Annotated in this window: 15 protein-coding genes; 7 read left to right on the plus strand and 8 right to left on the minus strand. The window is 67.9% G+C overall.

Features of this window, described 5'->3' with window-relative positions; all coding sequences use genetic code 11:
- Nucleotides 1-40 precede the first annotated feature (40 nt).
- Both AB0313_RS10285 and AB0313_RS10290 read right to left on the minus strand, forming a co-directional pair.
- Nucleotides 41-808 carry an IclR family transcriptional regulator gene (locus AB0313_RS10285; RefSeq protein WP_366305358.1) on the minus strand — a complete coding sequence of 256 codons (768 nt, stop codon included), beginning with the start codon at nt 806-808 and terminating at the stop codon, nt 41-43.
- Between the two features lie 106 nt (nt 809-914).
- Complete coding sequence (locus AB0313_RS10290) at nt 915-1,979, minus strand: FUSC family protein (RefSeq protein ID WP_366305360.1); 1,065 nt, start codon at nt 1,977-1,979, stop codon at nt 915-917.
- A 154-nt stretch (nt 1,980-2,133) separates the two neighbouring features.
- Here AB0313_RS10290 and AB0313_RS10295 point away from each other — a divergent pair, with 154 nt between their 5' ends.
- The 6 genes from AB0313_RS10295 to AB0313_RS10320 all read left to right on the plus strand — a co-directional run bounded on the left by AB0313_RS10295 (nt 2,134) and on the right by AB0313_RS10320 (nt 8,328).
- Nucleotides 2,134-2,970, plus strand: a complete 837-nt coding sequence (locus tag AB0313_RS10295; RefSeq protein WP_366305362.1) for an ACT domain-containing protein — start codon at nt 2,134-2,136, stop codon at nt 2,968-2,970.
- 259 nt (nt 2,971-3,229) lie between these two features.
- A complete protein-coding gene (locus AB0313_RS10300) occupies nt 3,230-4,588 on the plus strand; it encodes an MFS transporter (RefSeq protein WP_366305364.1) in 1,359 nt (452 codons plus the stop codon).
- Nucleotides 4,589-4,667: 79 nt separating this feature from the next.
- Complete coding sequence (locus tag AB0313_RS10305) at nt 4,668-5,351, plus strand: GntR family transcriptional regulator (RefSeq protein WP_307309207.1); 684 nt, start codon at nt 4,668-4,670, stop codon at nt 5,349-5,351.
- On the plus strand, nt 5,348-6,136 hold the full coding sequence (locus tag AB0313_RS10310; RefSeq protein WP_366305366.1) for an aspartate/glutamate racemase family protein: 789 nt from the start codon (nt 5,348-5,350) through the stop codon (nt 6,134-6,136). Before AB0313_RS10305 ends, AB0313_RS10310 begins: the two co-directional genes overlap by 4 nt.
- A gap of 30 nt (nt 6,137-6,166) precedes the next feature.
- Complete coding sequence (locus AB0313_RS10315; RefSeq protein ID WP_366305368.1) at nt 6,167-7,594, plus strand: amidohydrolase family protein; 1,428 nt, start codon at nt 6,167-6,169, stop codon at nt 7,592-7,594.
- Between the two features lie 8 nt (nt 7,595-7,602).
- Nucleotides 7,603-8,328, plus strand: a complete 726-nt coding sequence (locus AB0313_RS10320; RefSeq protein ID WP_366305370.1) for an aspartate/glutamate racemase family protein — start codon at nt 7,603-7,605, stop codon at nt 8,326-8,328.
- 21 nt (nt 8,329-8,349) lie between these two features.
- Here AB0313_RS10320 and AB0313_RS10325 read toward each other — a convergent pair whose 3' ends face one another.
- From AB0313_RS10325 to AB0313_RS10350, 6 genes are all read right to left on the minus strand, one after another.
- On the minus strand, nt 8,350-9,270 hold the full coding sequence (locus AB0313_RS10325; protein WP_141944966.1) for a diacylglycerol kinase family protein: 921 nt from the start codon (nt 9,268-9,270) through the stop codon (nt 8,350-8,352).
- Between the two features lie 82 nt (nt 9,271-9,352).
- Nucleotides 9,353-10,726, minus strand: a complete 1,374-nt coding sequence (locus AB0313_RS10330) for an NAD(P)(+) transhydrogenase (Re/Si-specific) subunit beta (RefSeq protein ID WP_366305372.1) — start codon at nt 10,724-10,726, stop codon at nt 9,353-9,355.
- The gene (locus AB0313_RS10335; protein WP_141944961.1) at nt 10,723-11,043 is read right to left on the minus strand and encodes an NAD(P) transhydrogenase subunit alpha; all 321 of its coding nucleotides are present in this window, start codon (nt 11,041-11,043) and stop codon (nt 10,723-10,725) included. The genes AB0313_RS10330 and AB0313_RS10335 overlap by 4 nt, the downstream gene beginning before the upstream one ends.
- Entirely contained in the window at nt 11,043-12,239 is a 1,197-nt protein-coding gene (locus AB0313_RS10340; RefSeq protein WP_366305374.1) for a Re/Si-specific NAD(P)(+) transhydrogenase subunit alpha, read from the minus strand. The genes AB0313_RS10335 and AB0313_RS10340 overlap by 1 nt, the downstream gene beginning before the upstream one ends.
- 143 nt (nt 12,240-12,382) lie before the next feature.
- Complete coding sequence (locus AB0313_RS10345) at nt 12,383-13,195, minus strand: IclR family transcriptional regulator C-terminal domain-containing protein (RefSeq protein ID WP_366305376.1); 813 nt, start codon at nt 13,193-13,195, stop codon at nt 12,383-12,385.
- Between the two features lie 108 nt (nt 13,196-13,303).
- A complete protein-coding gene (locus tag AB0313_RS10350) occupies nt 13,304-14,140 on the minus strand; it encodes a shikimate dehydrogenase (protein WP_307309230.1) in 837 nt (278 codons plus the stop codon).
- A gap of 144 nt (nt 14,141-14,284) precedes the next feature.
- Between AB0313_RS10350 and AB0313_RS10355 the strand changes: the two genes are divergently transcribed.
- Nucleotides 14,285-15,622 (plus strand): MFS transporter, encoded by a 1,338-nt coding sequence (locus tag AB0313_RS10355; RefSeq protein ID WP_141944955.1) that lies wholly within the window; start codon nt 14,285-14,287, stop codon nt 15,620-15,622.
- Nucleotides 15,623-15,671 lie beyond the last annotated feature (49 nt).

Consider the following 15,671-nt stretch of genomic DNA (forward strand, 5'->3'; position numbering starts at 1 on the left):
TCCTCTGCCCATCAGTGTGCGCGAAAGAGAGTGACCTCCGTTACGGCAATTCCGCTGAATGGTGCCAGGAATCAGCAAGCTGCCGGGCGATCCCCCGGGCGGCCGTCTGCAGCGCCGGTACCAGCGCCTGGAGGCGCATCTCGCGGAGGGGAACCACGACGCCGAGCGAAGCCACCGCGAGATGCCTGCGGTTGAGGACCGGGACGGCTATGCCCCAGGTGTCCGGGTCCACCGCGGCCTTGAGCTGCGCGTATCCCTCCCGGCAGGTTTCGGCGAGCAGCGCCCGGACGGCGTCCGGCCCGGCCATCCCGTCAGGGTCGGGCAACTGGCCGAGGTATTCCTCCTGCACCGCCTTGTCCTGGTGCGCCATCAGCGCCAGGCCAGCGGACGAAATGTGGACAGGCATCCTTCCTGCCACCTGGGCCCGGTTGGCCACCGAACCCCGCCGGGACAGCCGCTCGACGAACAACACCTCCCAGCCATCCAGGACCGCCAGGTTCACATTCTGGTTCAGGACCTGCTGGATGTCCTCCATGAACGGCATGGCGGCCTGTCGAAGGGCGAGCGTGGGGGACGCCCTGTTCACCAACTCCCACAACCGGACGCCGGGGCGGACCGTGCCGCCGGGCGCGGTCTCGAGCAACCGGTGGGCGGCGAGTTGGCCCACCAGCCGGTGCGTGGTGGTCAGCGGCAGGCCCGCCCGCTGGGCAAGTTCGCTGAGCTGCAGGGCGGTGACATCCGGCGGGAAGGCGGAGATCAACCGGACAATCCGGTCCACCACCGAATCACCGGATTGTGAGTTGGCCACCGCTGACACCCGCTTCCATTCAATGGGGAATCCAGCGTACCCCGGAAAGGACGCGGCAGGGTGCCGAGTCGCCCCCCCGGACAGGTGCGGCGAAAGGGAAAGGCGGTCAGGCCGTCGTCGCGCTTTGCCTGGCACGGCGCCAGGCCCCGGGGGCCAGCACCACGGCGATGCCGACGGCGGCGCCAATGACGGTCTCGATGATGCGGTCGCGCAGCAGGGCGGACGGCGAGGCGGGGACCACCAGGAGTGTGGAGACCAGCGCCAGTGGTGTCACGAAGACCTGGGCCAGGAGGTACTGGCGGATGATAAACATCTCGGCGCCGAACTGGCAGAGCGCCATCACCAGCACGGTCTGCCAGGGCTGCAGGCCTATCAGCAGGACCGCGGCCAGGACCAGCAGTCCCAGGACGGTCCCGATGATCCTTTGGATGCCGCGGCGTACCCGGTGCCGGGTGGTGTGGCCTACCAGGGGAACCACGGCGGCCACCATGGCCCAGTAATTGTGCCCGAATCCCAGCCGGCCGCCTGCCCACGTGGCCAGCGAGCCGGCAAGTCCCGCGGCCACCAGGTAGCCGGACCCTTCAAGCCACGCTGTTCGCTTCTCAGCGCGGGTCCGCCGGATCCGGGGAGGCCTGGTCCAGGGGGTCCGGTGGCTGGCGATGATGCGGGAAGAGAAGCCCACCAACAGCGCGAAAACGGTGGTGAGGACTGCCACCAGCATGCCCTGCCACAAGGGTGGCTGGTTGGGAATGGAGGCGATGGCGGCGAACGCGAAGATGTGGAAGAGCGAACCGGCCGGCCGCAGCCTCAGCCAGGAGATGGCGACGGAGCAGGCGCCGGCCACCAGCGTTGTGGCCAGGACCAGCAGCCAGGTGTGGGTGGCGGCGTCCAGGCCCCAGACCGGTCCCATCCGCGCCGCGACCGCCGCCAGGAAGATCACCAGCAGCATCAGCAGCCCTGCCCGCAGCTGCAGCACGAAGCGGACCGCATGTGGTTCGCCGCGGCCGTAGATCCCGGTGAAGGCGCCAAAGGACGCGAAGATTGCCAGGTCCAGCCTGTTCAGCAGCACCAGTGTGATGAGGGGGACAAAGACGCCCACCGCGCACCTGAACGCAGGGTGGTGGTCCTTGTTGCCAGGGCCAATGCTGAACATTTCGGCAAGCATCTTCACGGGCAGCGCCTTCCTGGGGGTAAATTCTGACGGGCGGCGGCGCTGACGTTCCGGATAAATCCTACGGCGCGTGCTACCGAAAGCCCCCGTCGCGTTCCCATGAATGGAATCGGAAGGCAACGCGGCGGTAACAGCGCCGCACGATGCTTGATCCATGAAGCGCCTTCCACACAACACGCCCGCCGCCGAGCTTCGCTGTGAGGTGTGCGGCCAGATGCCCGAGCCGCCCAAGGGACGCCTGACCCTGGCGAACGTGGCGGCGATGCTGCCCATCGAGCTGCTGGTGCATGCCCTGGTACTGGAGGCCCACCTCCCCTACGTGGCGAAGGTGCTGGTGCTGACCTTCACTGCAACGGTCCTGGTGATCTGGGTGGCCGAGCCGTCAGCCGCCCGGATCCTGCTCCGCTGGCTGCACGCGCCGGCCCTGCGGCGCCGCCGGCAGCTGGCGGCAGCCCCTTCGCTGTGGCGCGCCCGGACCGTACTGCGGGACCAGCCCGGCTCACTGCAGCGGATTACACGCGCGCTGGCGCGGCTGGACACCAACATTTTGAGCATCCACGTCCACCCCGTGCCGGGCGGCGTCCTGGACGAGTTTGTGTTGTCCGTGCCGGGGGACGTGGGCGAGAGTGAGTTGCTGGCGGCACTGCACGACGGCGGGGGAACCGGCGCCCATGCGTGGCCCACCACGGCGCTGGCCATGGCCGACGGGCAGACCGGGGCGCTCACCCTCGCGGCGCGGATCGCCGCAGCCCCGGACGAACTGCCGCTGGCGGTGGCCGAGCTGCTGCACGCACGGATCATCCCGCCGTCGGACGCCGGCACCAGCGCCGCCGACGACGGGACGTACCTCAAGATCCCCACTGCATGGCAGGGGCCTATTGCCTTTTCCCGGCCCGGGGAACCCTTCACGCCGGCAGAGTCGGCCCGCGCCCACCGGCTTGCGGAGCTGGCCGAGATACTTTCCCACCGGCGCGAGGACTCCCCGGCATAGCCAGCCGGGGGCAGTCACAATCCGTTCGCACGGCCTGCCGGCGCGGGGACAGCAAGAAACCCTTGACAGTGGCGGGAGTCACTCCTACCTTTGATTTTGGGATCCCAAGTTGGGATCCCAAAAATGCGGCAGCACCTGGCGCTCCGGATCGCCTGGCGCACCGCCCTCCCGCCCGGCAGGCGCACCTGCCCTGCCGGGCGGACTCCATGCACCTTACGCTCCCTCCCCCATCCGTAAACTTCCCCGTGAAGGAGAAGCTGTGTCCATCCCAAACACTGAAACAACGGCCACGCCAGACGAGGCCGCAGCCCTGACCACCGAACAATCCGGAAAGGGCGGCACGCAACGGCGCACTGCCGTCCGCTGGAAGCTCTTCCTGCTGCTCCTGGTCCTGGTGTCCGTCAATTACATCGACCGCGGATCCATCTCCGTGGCGCTGCCCATCATCCAGAAGGAATTCAACCTGGCGCCCGAACTGGTGGGCCTGCTGCTGTCCGCCTTCTTCTGGACCTACGCCCTGATGCAGGTCCCCGTCGGCTGGCTGATCGACAAGTTCGGGCCGCGCAAGGTCATGACGGCGTCCTGCCTCGGCTGGGGCGCAGCCACGGCGGCGTCCGGCATGGCCGGCGGCTTCCTGAGCATGTTCATTGCCCGTCTGGGCATCGGCGTCACCGAGGCCGGGGTGATGCCCGCCGGCGGCAAGCTCAATGCCATCTGGATGCACAAGTCCGAACGCGGCCGCGGCGCCACCATCCTGGACGCCGGCGCACCGCTCGGCGCAGGGCTGGGCGGCATCATCATCGCCGGCCTCATCGCCTCCACCGGGAGTTGGCGCTGGTCCTTCGTCATCGCCGGTGCGGCCACCGTCCTCATGGGCCTCGCCGTTTGGTGGTACGTCCGGGACAATCCCCGCCAGCACCGCGGCGTCAACGACGCCGAGGCCTCCTACATCGAAGCCTCGCATGCCGCCGAGGACGCCGAGGCAGCCGTGGATGGCAGCAAGGGCAGGCGCGGCCTGCTCCCCTACCTCAAGTTCCGCTCCTTCTGGGCCATGTGCCTGGGCTGGCTGGGATTCAACGGCGTCTTCTACGGCCTGCTGACCTGGGGCCCGCTGTACCTGGCCCAGGCCAAGGGCTTCGACCTGAAAACCATCGGCTGGTCCACGCTGGTCATCTTCGGTGCCGGCTTCGTCGGCGAAATCATCGGCGGCACCATCGCCGACAAATGGCGGGCATCCGGCGCATCGGCAAACCTGGTGATGCGAACCCTCCTGGGCATCTCCAGCGCCATCGTGGTGGCCGGCCTGGTGGGCGTCACCGTGGTCCCGGACGCAACCACCGCCGTCGTCCTGCTCTCGCTCGTCCTGTTCTTCCTGCGCTGGGTGGGCCTGTTCTGGAGCATCCCGGCCATCCTGGGCGGACGCACCAACGCCGGCGTCCTGGGCGGTGCCATGAACCTCAGCGGCAACATCTCCGGCTTCGTCACCCCCATCGTCGTCGGCCTGATCGTCGGGGCCACCGGTTCCTACACCTGGGCCCTGCTGTACTTCGTCGGTTCCGCAGTGATCATGGGCGCCTCAGTCCTCACCCTGAACTACAACAAACGGCTTCCTGTCTAAGCTGACCCTCGCAGGGAAACTTGCAACCAACGCCCCCGCAGCCGGGAGCAGTGCCAACGAGAATCCGAAATGGAGCATCATGCTGACCGCAGAAGAGACCCAGGACAAGGACCGCCCCCTTCGCGAGACTGTCCGGGACACCCTCCGCACCCGGATCTTCGAAGGACACTACGCTCCCGGCACGCGGCTGGTGGAACGCGACCTCGCTGCGGAATTCTCCGTCTCCCGGCTGCCGGTGCGCGAGGCCCTGCGGATGCTCCGCCAGGAAGGCCTTATCAGCGACCGGGGCGCCCGCGGGGCCGAGGTGAGCAGCCTCAGCCCCAAGGACGTGGAAGACCTCTTCGACGTCCGCCAATCCCTGGAGGTGCTGGCCTGCCGGCTCGCCGCCAAGCGGGCCACCACGGAAGACCTGGCCTACCTCGAGGGTCTGCTGGACAACGCGGAGGCCTTCCTGGCCAAGGGTTCGGTCATGGAGGCACACCGCGCCAACAGCGAATTCCATGACGCCATCACGGCCATCGCGGACAACAACTTCCTCAAGTCCGCCCTGGAACCCCTCCAGGGCCGCATGCACTGGCTGTTCCGGCACGTCAGCGACCTGCCCGAGCTCATCCGCGAACACCGCGAACTGTACGCCGCCATCGCCAGCGGCGACCCGGACAAGGCAGCCGCCCAGTCCGCTTCCCACATTGGCAAGTACCGGGACCAGTTCCCCGAAGACTTCCAAAAGACCGAACCAGAATTCCACCGGAAGAGAAAATGAAACTCCTGGTCATCAACCCCAACATCAGTGCCGACGTCACGGCGCTGATCGAATCCGAGGCCCTCCGCGCCGCCTCCCCCGGCACCGAGCTGCTGGTCCGGACCGCCGGCCACGGCGTGGAGTACATCGAGACCCGCTTCGAAGCACTCATCGCCGCCGGCGCTGTAGCCGAAATCATCGCCGAACACACCCGGCCCGGGGCAGACCCTGTGGACGCCGTGGTGGTGGCTGCCTTCGGCGACCCCGGCATGCCGGCACTCAAGGAAATGGCGGACGTCCCCGTCATCGGCATCACCGAGGCCGCCCTGTCCGCGGCAGCGCTGCTGGGCCACCGGTTCTCCATCATCGCCATCTCCGACCGCATCAAACCCTGGTACCGGGAGTGCGTGGAGCGCTTCGGCCTGGCGGGACGGCTTGCTTCCATCCGCTCCATCAACGACTCCCTCACCAGCATCGCCTCCGTCCAGCAGGACTTCCGGGACACCCTGCTGGCACTCAGCCGGCAGGCCGTAGCCGAGGACGGCGCCGACGTCGTCATCCTTGCAGGCGCACCACTGGCCGGGCTGGCCCGCGACCTCAAGGGACAAATCCCCGTACCGGTGGTTGACGGGATCTCGGCCGGGATCCGCGTGGCGGAGGCCGTGGCCGCGCTGCAGTCCGGCCTGCACCGCGCCGGCGCCTTCGCCCCACCGCCGGCCAAGGACCGCAAGGGCCTTTCCGGCAACCTGGACGCAGTCTTCGCCGCCCGCCAGGAGCCCGCCGGCACTCCGCAGCCCGCAGCCTAAGCAGACTTCACCATTCCAGGAAGGACACCGATGTCCCACCAGCCAGACCTTGTTATTTCCAATGCCACCGTGGTGAACAGCGACGGCCGCCGGGAAGCCCACATCGTGGTTTCCGAGGGCCGGATCGCAGCCCTCGTGGATGCCGCCCAGCCCGTCCCGACAGCCGGCCGCACCATCGATGCCATGGGCAAGCTCGTGATCCCCGGCGGCGTGGACGGACACTGCCACGTGGCGCAGGTGACCGGCCGCTTCCGCACGCTGGACGACTACCGCACCACGTCCACGGCAGCCCTGTGGGGCGGGACCACCACCATCATCGACTTCGGCATCCCCCGGGACGCCCAGGAAAGTCCCCTGGCCGCCGTCCTGCACAAGAAGGAACTCGCCACCCAGTCCCGGTGCGACGTGGCCCTCCACGGTGCCGTCATCAGCTGGGACGAAACGGTGCCGTGGCAGCTCGAACAGCTGGCCGCGGAAGGCGTCCGTTCGGTGAAGATGTACACCACGAACCGCGGCACCACCATGGCAGACGGCGATACCATCCTGAAGGTGATGCGGGAGATGGTCCGCCTGGACGGGCTCACGTACATCCATGCCGAGCACGACCCCATCATTGCCGACTGCACGGAACAGCACGCCCAGGACGGCCGGATCGGCATCGAGCACCTGCACCGGACCCGGCCTGAGCTGGCTGAGGAGATCTCCGTGAAGGAGACCCTGGCCATGGCCGAATACACGGGCGCGCCGGTCTATTTTGTCCACCAGTCCACACCCGGCGCCGTGGACCTGGTGGCACAGGCACGTGACCGCGGCCTCGACGCATACTCCGAAACCTGCCCGCACTACGTCACCCTGGACGACTCCGTCTACGCGTCCACCTTCCCCGAGTGGTTTGCCTGCTGCCCGCCCATGCGCAGCGCGGAAACCGTGGCGGCCCTCAAGGAGCGGCTGGTGTCCGGTGCCATCCACGCCATGTCCTCCGACCACTCCTGCTACGACCTGTCGCAGAAACGCGAGCGCACCGACGACGTGCGTGCCATGCCGCACGGACTCCCCGGCGTGGAGACGCGCATGCCGGTCACCTTCACGGCCATGACGTCCGCAGGTGCCACGGTGGAGCAGTTCGTCAGCGCATTCTCCGCCGAACCCGCACGGATCAACGCCGTCCCCGGCAAGGGCCGCATCGCCGAGGGGTTCGACGCCGACCTGGTGATCTTCGACCCCGCCGAGGAACGCACGGTGGACGGCGCAGCACTGCACATGGGAACTGACTTCTCGCCCTTTGACGGGACGGCGTTCACGGGCTGGCCCGACGTCGTTGTTTCCAACGGCCGCGTGGTCCTGGACAGGGACGGCTTCCATGACCCCGGAGCCACCGGCCGTTTTATCCACCGCAACTGCTTCAGGGAGCATCAATCAACAGCCGCCGAATCCCACCAGCCCGCCGGGATCTTCTAGGAGCCTCCATGCCTGCAACTACACGCCCCCGCCGCATCGGCATGATCGTGCCGTCCTCCAACACCTGCCTGGAACCCCAGACGTACCGCATCCTGGGCGGCCGGGACGACGTCACGGTGCACTTCACCCGGATCCCCGTCACCCGGATCGCCCTCGATGACTCCTCCGACCGCCAGTTCGACCCCGCGGTCATGCGCGGGGCGGCACAGCTGCTGGCGACGGCGGACGTGGACGTGATTGCCTGGAACGGCACGTCCGGCTCATGGCTGGGGTCGTCCCACGACCGGGAACTGGCCGCGGAGATCACCGGCGCCACGGGTATACCCGCCACCACCTCCACGCTGGCCTACCTCGAGGCATTCCGGGCCTTCGGCACCGAACGGATCGGCCTGTTCACGCCCTACACGGAGGACGTGAACCGCCAGGTGATCGCCTGCTATGAGCGCGAAGGGATTAAAACCGTGGACCACCGGGCCCTGGGCCTGAGCGACAACGAGTCCTTCGCCCGCGTCAGCGACGACGAGATGCGCCCGGGCTCCCTGGAACTGGCCGCCGCGGCGCCCGACGCCCTGGTGTACCTGTGCACCAACCTGTACGGGGCCAACATCACCGCGGAAATCGAGGAAACCACCGGTGTTCCGGTCCTGGATTCCGTGGCCGTCACGCTCTGGCACGCCTTGAAGCTCGCGGACGCGCCGCTGCTGGACTTCCGCTGGGGCCGGCTGCTGGGGTAGAACCCCTGCATCCGCAGGTCCCTACATCCGCAGGGTCAGGGCACCGGGCTCCATGGTCATGAGCACGTGCTTACCCTGGCCCTCGTGGTCGCCGTCCAGCTGGTAGTCGTCCTTGTGTTCCAGGGTGATCTCAACGGTCTTGCCCTGGAAGTACTCCACGGCGGTGTCCTTGCCCCGGCCCTTGCCGATCATCCCTGCCACCACGGAGAGCCAGCCCAGCTTGCCGTGGTGGGGTGCCAGGACGGCAATGTCCAGCAGGCCGTCGTCGATTTTGGCGTCCGGGAAGATTTCCAGGCCGCCCTGGACCTTGCCGCAGTTGCCCACCATGACGCTGCGCACGCCGCGGTGGACCACTGATTGGCCGTCGATCACCACGGTTGCCTTCACGGGCTTTCCGGGCAGGTTACGGATGCCGGCATCCACGTAGGCCAGCCAGCCCACTTTGTCTTTCAGGTCCTCGTTGGTGTCCGCCATGATGGTGGCGTCGTAGCCCATGCCGGCCATGACCAGGAACAGCTGGTCCTTGTCCGGGTCGCTGCGGCGGGCACGGACCACGTCGATCTTCCGTTCGGTACCGATCAGCGCACCGGCCATGGCGCCGTCGTAATCGGTGACGTCCATGCCCAGGTTGCGGGCCAGCAGGTTCCCGGTGCCCAGGGGCAGCAGGCCCATGGGGGTCTCGCCGCCGGAGAGCACCTCGGCCACGCAGCGCACGGTCCCGTCACCCCCTGCAGCGATCACGATGTCCGCCCCCTGCTCCAGCGCTTCCTTGGCCTGCCCCACGCCGGGATCCTCCTTGGTGGTCTCAAGCCAGATGGCTTCCCCCCAGCCGTTTTCCACGCAGTGCTTGGCCACCAGGCCGCGCACGTCGATGTCCACCGGCTTGGCGGGGTTGACGATGATGGCGGCGCGCTTGGGTGAAGTGGAGCTGATGTCAGTCATGGCGTCCTCTGATGGCGGATGGAAAGCAAGCTTCTGAAAGAAGGGTAACCCGGCACGGGGGTGGTCACGCGCAGCGCGGGGCCTACAGGGCCTTCACCGCGCCCAGCACCTGGGCCAGGGATTCCTTGGCATCGCCAAACAACAGCGAGGTCTGCGGTTCATACAGCAGGTCATTTTCGATGCCCGCGAATCCCGGCCGCATGGACCGCTTCAGGAACACCACCTGCCGCGCCTCCGCCACTTCCAGGATGGGCATGCCGTAGATCGGGGACCCGGAAGAGGTCTTGGCGGCCGGGTTCACCACGTCGTTGGCACCCACCACCAAAGCCACGTCCGCGGTCTTGAACTCCGGATTGATCTCGCCCATCTCCTTCAGTGACTCGTACGGCACATTGGCCTCGGCCAGGAGTACATTCATGTGCCCGGGCATGCGGCCGGCCACCGGATGAATGGCGAAATCCACCTCGATCCCCCGGGCCTCCAAAGCCAGCGCCAGTTCCGCGGCCGTGTGCTGGCCCTGGGCCACCGCAAGTCCGTACCCGGGGACGATGATCACGCGCTGGGCGTAGCCCAGCAGGACCGCCACGTCCTCCGGCGAGGACGAGCGCACCGGACGCTCGCTCACGGCGGTGGATCCCGCCGTCGAGCCTCCCCGGAAAGCACCGAACAGGATGCCCGCCACGCTGCGCCCCATGGCCGCCGCCATGGCCCGGGTGAGGATGGTGCCGGAGGCGCCCACCAGGGTGCCGGCCACCACCAGCAGGACGTTGCCCAGCACCAGGCCGGACGCCGCGACGGCCAGTCCGGTGAACGCGTTGAGCAGCGAGATGACGATGGGCACGTCGGCGCCGCCCACGGGCAGCACCAGCAGGACACCGGCGGCGAGGCCCAGGACCAGCAGGAGGACCGCAAGGGGCAGCGAAGCGGTCATCACCACGGCCACGCCGGCGGCCACCGCGGCCAGCAGGACCACGGCCATCACCACGGGAAGCCCGGGGAACACCACCGGGCGGGTGGTCATGAGCTCCTGCAGCTTGGCGAAGGTGATGCCTGATCCGGCAAAGGACACGGCGCCCACCAGGAGCGTGAAGACAATGGCCACGCGCACCCAGGGATTTTCCGCGTGGCCCAGCTCCAACAGCGCCACCAGGGCCGCCGCCCCGCCGCCTACGCCGTTGAACAGGGCCACCAGCTGCGGCATCTGGGTCATTTTCACGCGGCGTGCCACCGGAGCTGCCACCGCGGAACCGACCGCAATGGCGGCCAGGATCCAGGGAACGTTCTCCAGCCGGGCGGACAGGAAAACAGTGGCGACGGCGATCAGCGCCCCTAGTGCACCCACCAGGTTTCCGCGGCGGGCGGTGCGGGGAGAGCTGAGCCCGCGCAGGGCCAGAATGAAGCAGACCGCCGCGGCGAGGTAGAGCAAGGAGGTCCAGACCGGATCGAGGACGCTCATTTGCCGCCTGCCTTGGGCTCCGCGCCTGTCCTGGCGGCGTCCTTTTTCGCGTGGAACATGTGCAGCATCCGGTCCGTCACCACGAACCCGCCCACCAGGTTGGCGGTGGCAAGGACGACGGCGAGCAGCGCCACGGCCAGGACCCACGGGTTGGCTGCCTGGCCGGCCACGATGATGGCACCCACCAGGATGATGCCGTGGATGGCGTTGGCGCCGGACATCAGCGGGGTGTGCAAAGTGCTGGAGACCTTGGACACCACTTCGAAGCCAACGAACACTGCCAGGACCGTGATGGTCAGCAGGGCTGTTCCGTCCATCAGAGCGCTCCTTCCTGCCGGGCCACAGCTGCCGGTGTCCCTGCTGCCGTAGCCGCACGTGCTGCCAGCAGCTCCGCGGTGGGCTGGTGCCGTACCTCCCCGGCGTGGGTGAGGCAGGCGCCCGCCACCACTTCGTCATCGAAGTCGAGGACAAGCGCACCGTCCCGGACCATGAGTGCCAACAGGTTGGCCACGTTTTTGGCGTAGAGGCGGGAGGCGTCCGAGGCCATGGCGGAGGCGGCGTCCTTCAGCCCCACCAGCGTGATGTGCCCGGTGCCGTCGCCCGTGGGGATGGGGATGTCCCGGCCGGGCACGGAGCCCTCCACGTTCCCGCCGGACTCTGCCGCCAGGTCGACGACGACCGAGCCCGGGCGCATGCCCTGCACCATCTCGCGGGTCACCAGGAGGGGCGCCGGGCGCCCGGGGACGGCCGCCGTCGTAATCAATACGTCCGACTGCGCCACGTGCGGTGCCAGCAGCTGCCGTTGCCGGGTGCCGGCGTCGGAGCTTAGCTGGCGGGCATAGCCGCCGGCTGCCTCCGCGGTCTCGAGGTCCAGCCTGATGAAGGTGCCGCCCATGGACGCCACCTCATCGGCGGACGCCGGGCGGATGTCGTTGGCGAAGACGCGGGCACCCAGGCGCTTGGCCGTGCCAATGGCCTGCAGCCCGGCCACACCGGCCCCGAGCACCAGCACGCGGGCCGGCGGGATGGTGCCCGCGGCAGTCATGTACAGGGGGAAGAAGCGGGGCAGCCGGATGGCGGCCTCCAGTACGCTGCGGTACCCGGCCACCAGCGCCTGGGACGTCAGGGCGTCCATGGACTGGGCGCGGGAAATGCGGGGCACCAGTTCCAGGGCAAAGGAGGTCACCCCGTTGTCCGCGAGCGCCTGGACTGCCGGGAGTTCGGACGACGGCGACGCGAGCCCCACGGTCACGGCTCCCTTTTTGAGGCACGCGGCAACGCGCGGGTCCAGGGGACGGACGTGGGCCAGGATGTCGACGGCGGAGATGTCCAGTTCCGGAACAACGGCCGCACCGGCGTTGTGGTATTCGGCGTCTGCGTGTCCGGCCCCGTTCCCCGCACCGGCTTCCACGGCGACGTCAAGTCCCATCCCGGTCAACTGCCTGACGGTATCCGGCGTGGCAGCCACACGCCGCTCACCCTCCCGGCGTTCCCGCGGAATCCCCAGTTTCACCCGCCGACTCCTCTTCCTGACGAGCAATGCAGCGGCTCTGCTGCACGCAGTTGGCTAGAGTCTAGGGCCACTGCTGCCGCTGCGGGAGTAGTGACGCCGGCTTCGGTGGCAAAGCGTTACCTCAGCCGCACCGGGAACCTCGGTCAGTGCGCGGCCCGGCCCGCTTTGGGGGTGGCAGGGGCGGCCTTGGGTACCGGTCCGCCGTAGTCGAGCGCGATGCGCCGTGCGGCTTCCATCAGCTGGGGCAGGACTGACGCTTCGATGTCCTGGGCCGCAGCCCTGTGGGTCTGCAGCGAAACGTTGGCCGCGGCCACAACCTCATGTCCGCGCAGGACCGGGACGGCCACGCCCCGCAGGCCTTCCTCCAGTTCCTGCGACACCATGGCCCAGCCCCTGGTCCTTGCCGCCTCCACCTCGGCACGCAGGTCCTCGACGCTGCCGATGGAGCGGTCGGTGAAGCGTTGCAGCCGGACCGAGTGGAGGTAGTCCTCCAGCTGCGGCGCGGGGAGCCCCGCAAGGAGGACCCTGCCCATGGAGGTGGCCCAGGCCGGGAAGCGGGTACCCACCGTGATGGACACGCTCAGCAGGCGCGGTGAGGGTATACAGGCGACGTAGACCACGTCACCGCCATCCAGGATGCACAGCGACGTTGTCTCATTGAGCTCCGCCGCCAGGTCCCTCAGATGCGGCTCGGCCACCCGGGGCAGCGTCAGTGCGGCCAGGTATGACCGGCCCACATCCAGGGACCGCGCCGTCAGCTCGAAAGCCGGCCCGTCAGCACGGAGGTAGCCAAGGTCGGCGAGGGTGAGCAGGAAGCGCCGGGCAGATGCCCGGGTCATGTCCGTCCGGGCGGCCACCTGCGACACGGTAAGGCGGGGCTGGTCCGGGGTGAAGGCCAGCAGGACATCAAAGGCCTTCTCAACCGACTTAACGAAGTAGCCTGCCTGCTCCTCCACGTTGCTGTTCCCCTCCGAACCAACCGGGCATGCCGGCACGGGACTGCCGGTCTTTCGCACCTGTTCGATCATATCGGGCGGGGAAGACCCCGCCCGGCGACGGCCAGCCTAGTGGGTATCCCGAAGCCGGACGAGCGTGTCCTGCAGCAGACTGCCCGCTCCGCTGTCCAGGCCCAGAAGTGGCACCATGGCCACCGCCTGCTCCCGAAGGTGGTCCCACCCGTCGATGCACCGCACGCCCATTGCCTGTGCGCAGGCAACGGTGGCGGTGGTATGCCGGGCGTACACGAAGTCGTACAGGACGGCATCCGGGGCCAGTGCGGCACCGCCCCAGGCCGGCACGTCAGACCTGCTTTTTCCAATGGGCGTCGCGTTGACGATCAGGGAAGCACCAGCGGCGGCCTCCTGGGCTTGCTCCCACGTGACGCCGCGCGCGTCGAGGCCCAGCTCGCGCGCAAGCTCCAGCAACTCCGCGGAAGCATGGGGATCGCGGTCGGTGATGGACACAGCCCCCACGTGTTTCCGGATGGCAATGAGGGCCGCACGGGCGGCTCCCCCTGCTCCGAGCAGGAGGGCATGGCGCTGGTAGGTGTTGCCGAGCAGCACTTCGGCAGCGGTGATGTCGGTGTTGTGGCCTTCCAGGCCGCCGCCCGCCCGCAGAAGCAGGTTGCAGGCCCCGCTCAGCCGCACGGACTCGTCAGCATTATCGGCTGTTTCAGCTGCCCAGTGCTTGTGCGGCATGGTCACGTTGGCGGCGAGCATATCCCGTTCCAGGAGCCTCCTGCGGACCTGCGCAAGATCGCCGTGGGGTGGGACATCCCATGCCTCGTACGTCCAGCCGTTGCCCAGCCGGGCCAGAACCGGATTCCAAAGCCCGGGCGACATGGCCTGGGAAGCCGCCGACCCGATCAGGACCAGCCGGAAAGCCTGGGTGCGAGGTTCCATACAAAGATCCACCTTCCGCCGACATCGACGTTGTGATTGCCGTCACCGGCTAGTATCCTCTTTCTAGGCGCATTTCGCACACTTGTTCGGAATGCGTACAAATTAGAAAAAGATCCCCACCTTCAGCGTGGAAGGGACCCCACAATGACCAACATCGCAGCAGGAGCCCAGGCCCAGTCGACGCCTGAGGCGCAGCGCCGTCTCAGGCGCGCAAAAAAGGCAGCGTTGGCAGCCTTCCTCGGCGGCGCACTGGAGTACTACGACTTCTTCATCTACGCCACGGCCGCCTCCCTCGTCTTCTCAAAGATCTTCTTCCCTGCGGGCGATCCCACCGTGGCGCTCATCGCGTCCTTCGCCACCTTCGGTGTCGCCTACGTCGCGAGGCCGTTCGGCGCAGTGGTGTTCGGGCACCTGGGTGACAAGATCGGCCGCAAGAACACCCTCGTGCTCACCCTCGTCCTGATGGGCAGCGCCACCTTCCTGATCGGCGCCCTGCCGGACTTCAGCCTGGCAGGTTACTGGGCCCCCGGACTGCTGGTGGTGCTGCGCCTGCTGCAGGGCCTGTCCGCCGGCGCTGAAACCGCCGGCGCTTCGGCCTTGTCCACGGAGGAAGCCCCCGAGGGCCGCCGTGGTTTCTTCGCCAGCTTCGCCATGAGCGGCATTTCGGCCGGCATCGTGCTGGCGTCCCTTGCCTTCCTGCCCGTGGCTGCCATGAGTGAAGCAGACCGGATCGCCTGGGGCTGGCGGATTCCGTTCTGGCTCTCCCTGGTGGTCCTCATCGTCGCCTATCTCGTACGCCGCTCCCTGGAGGAACCGGAGGTCTTCGAGGAAAAGCATGACCACGGCGAACTGGTGAAGCTCCCCTTCGCCAAGATGTTCCAGACCCACCCCGCCCAGTTCTTCCAGGTGGCGCTGATGTCCTTCGAGACCGTCACCAACACCTTCATGCAGTCCTTTGGCCTGGCCTATGCGGTTTCGGTGGGCGTCCCGGCCTCCACCATGCTGTGGGTCAGCATCCTGGGCAACGTCCTGGCCATCGTCAGCCAGCCCCTGCTGGCGCGGATGTCGGACACCTTTGGCCGCCGCCCCATCTTCATCGGGGGCGTGCTTGGTTCCGGGGCCATGATCTTCGTGTACTTCTGGGTCATTTCCACCGCGAACATCCCCATGATCTTCCTGACCAGCACCCTGATCACGGCCGGCACCTACGCCATGTCCAATGCCATCTACCCGGCCTGGTTCGCGGAGCTGTTCAACGTCAAGGTCCGCTATTCGGGCATGGCCATCGGCCTGCAGATCGGCATCCTCTGCGCCGGCTTCACGCCGCTGCTCGGCACTGCCCTGGTGGGTGCGGACAAGGCGAACTGGGGACCGGCTGCCTGGATCGTTGCCGGTTCATCCGTCCTTGCCGTCGCAGGTGCCTGGTGGGCGCGCGAGACCGCCAAGACCCCGTTGCGCGAGCTGGGCAACCACGTGCGGTAGGGGCCTTCCCGGCAACGCAGCAAACAAAAGGCGCACGACGGCGGGAGGC

The organism is Pseudarthrobacter sp. NPDC080039, assembly GCF_040702335.1.
In the GTDB taxonomy this organism is placed as follows: domain Bacteria; phylum Actinomycetota; class Actinomycetes; order Actinomycetales; family Micrococcaceae; genus Arthrobacter; species Arthrobacter enclensis_A.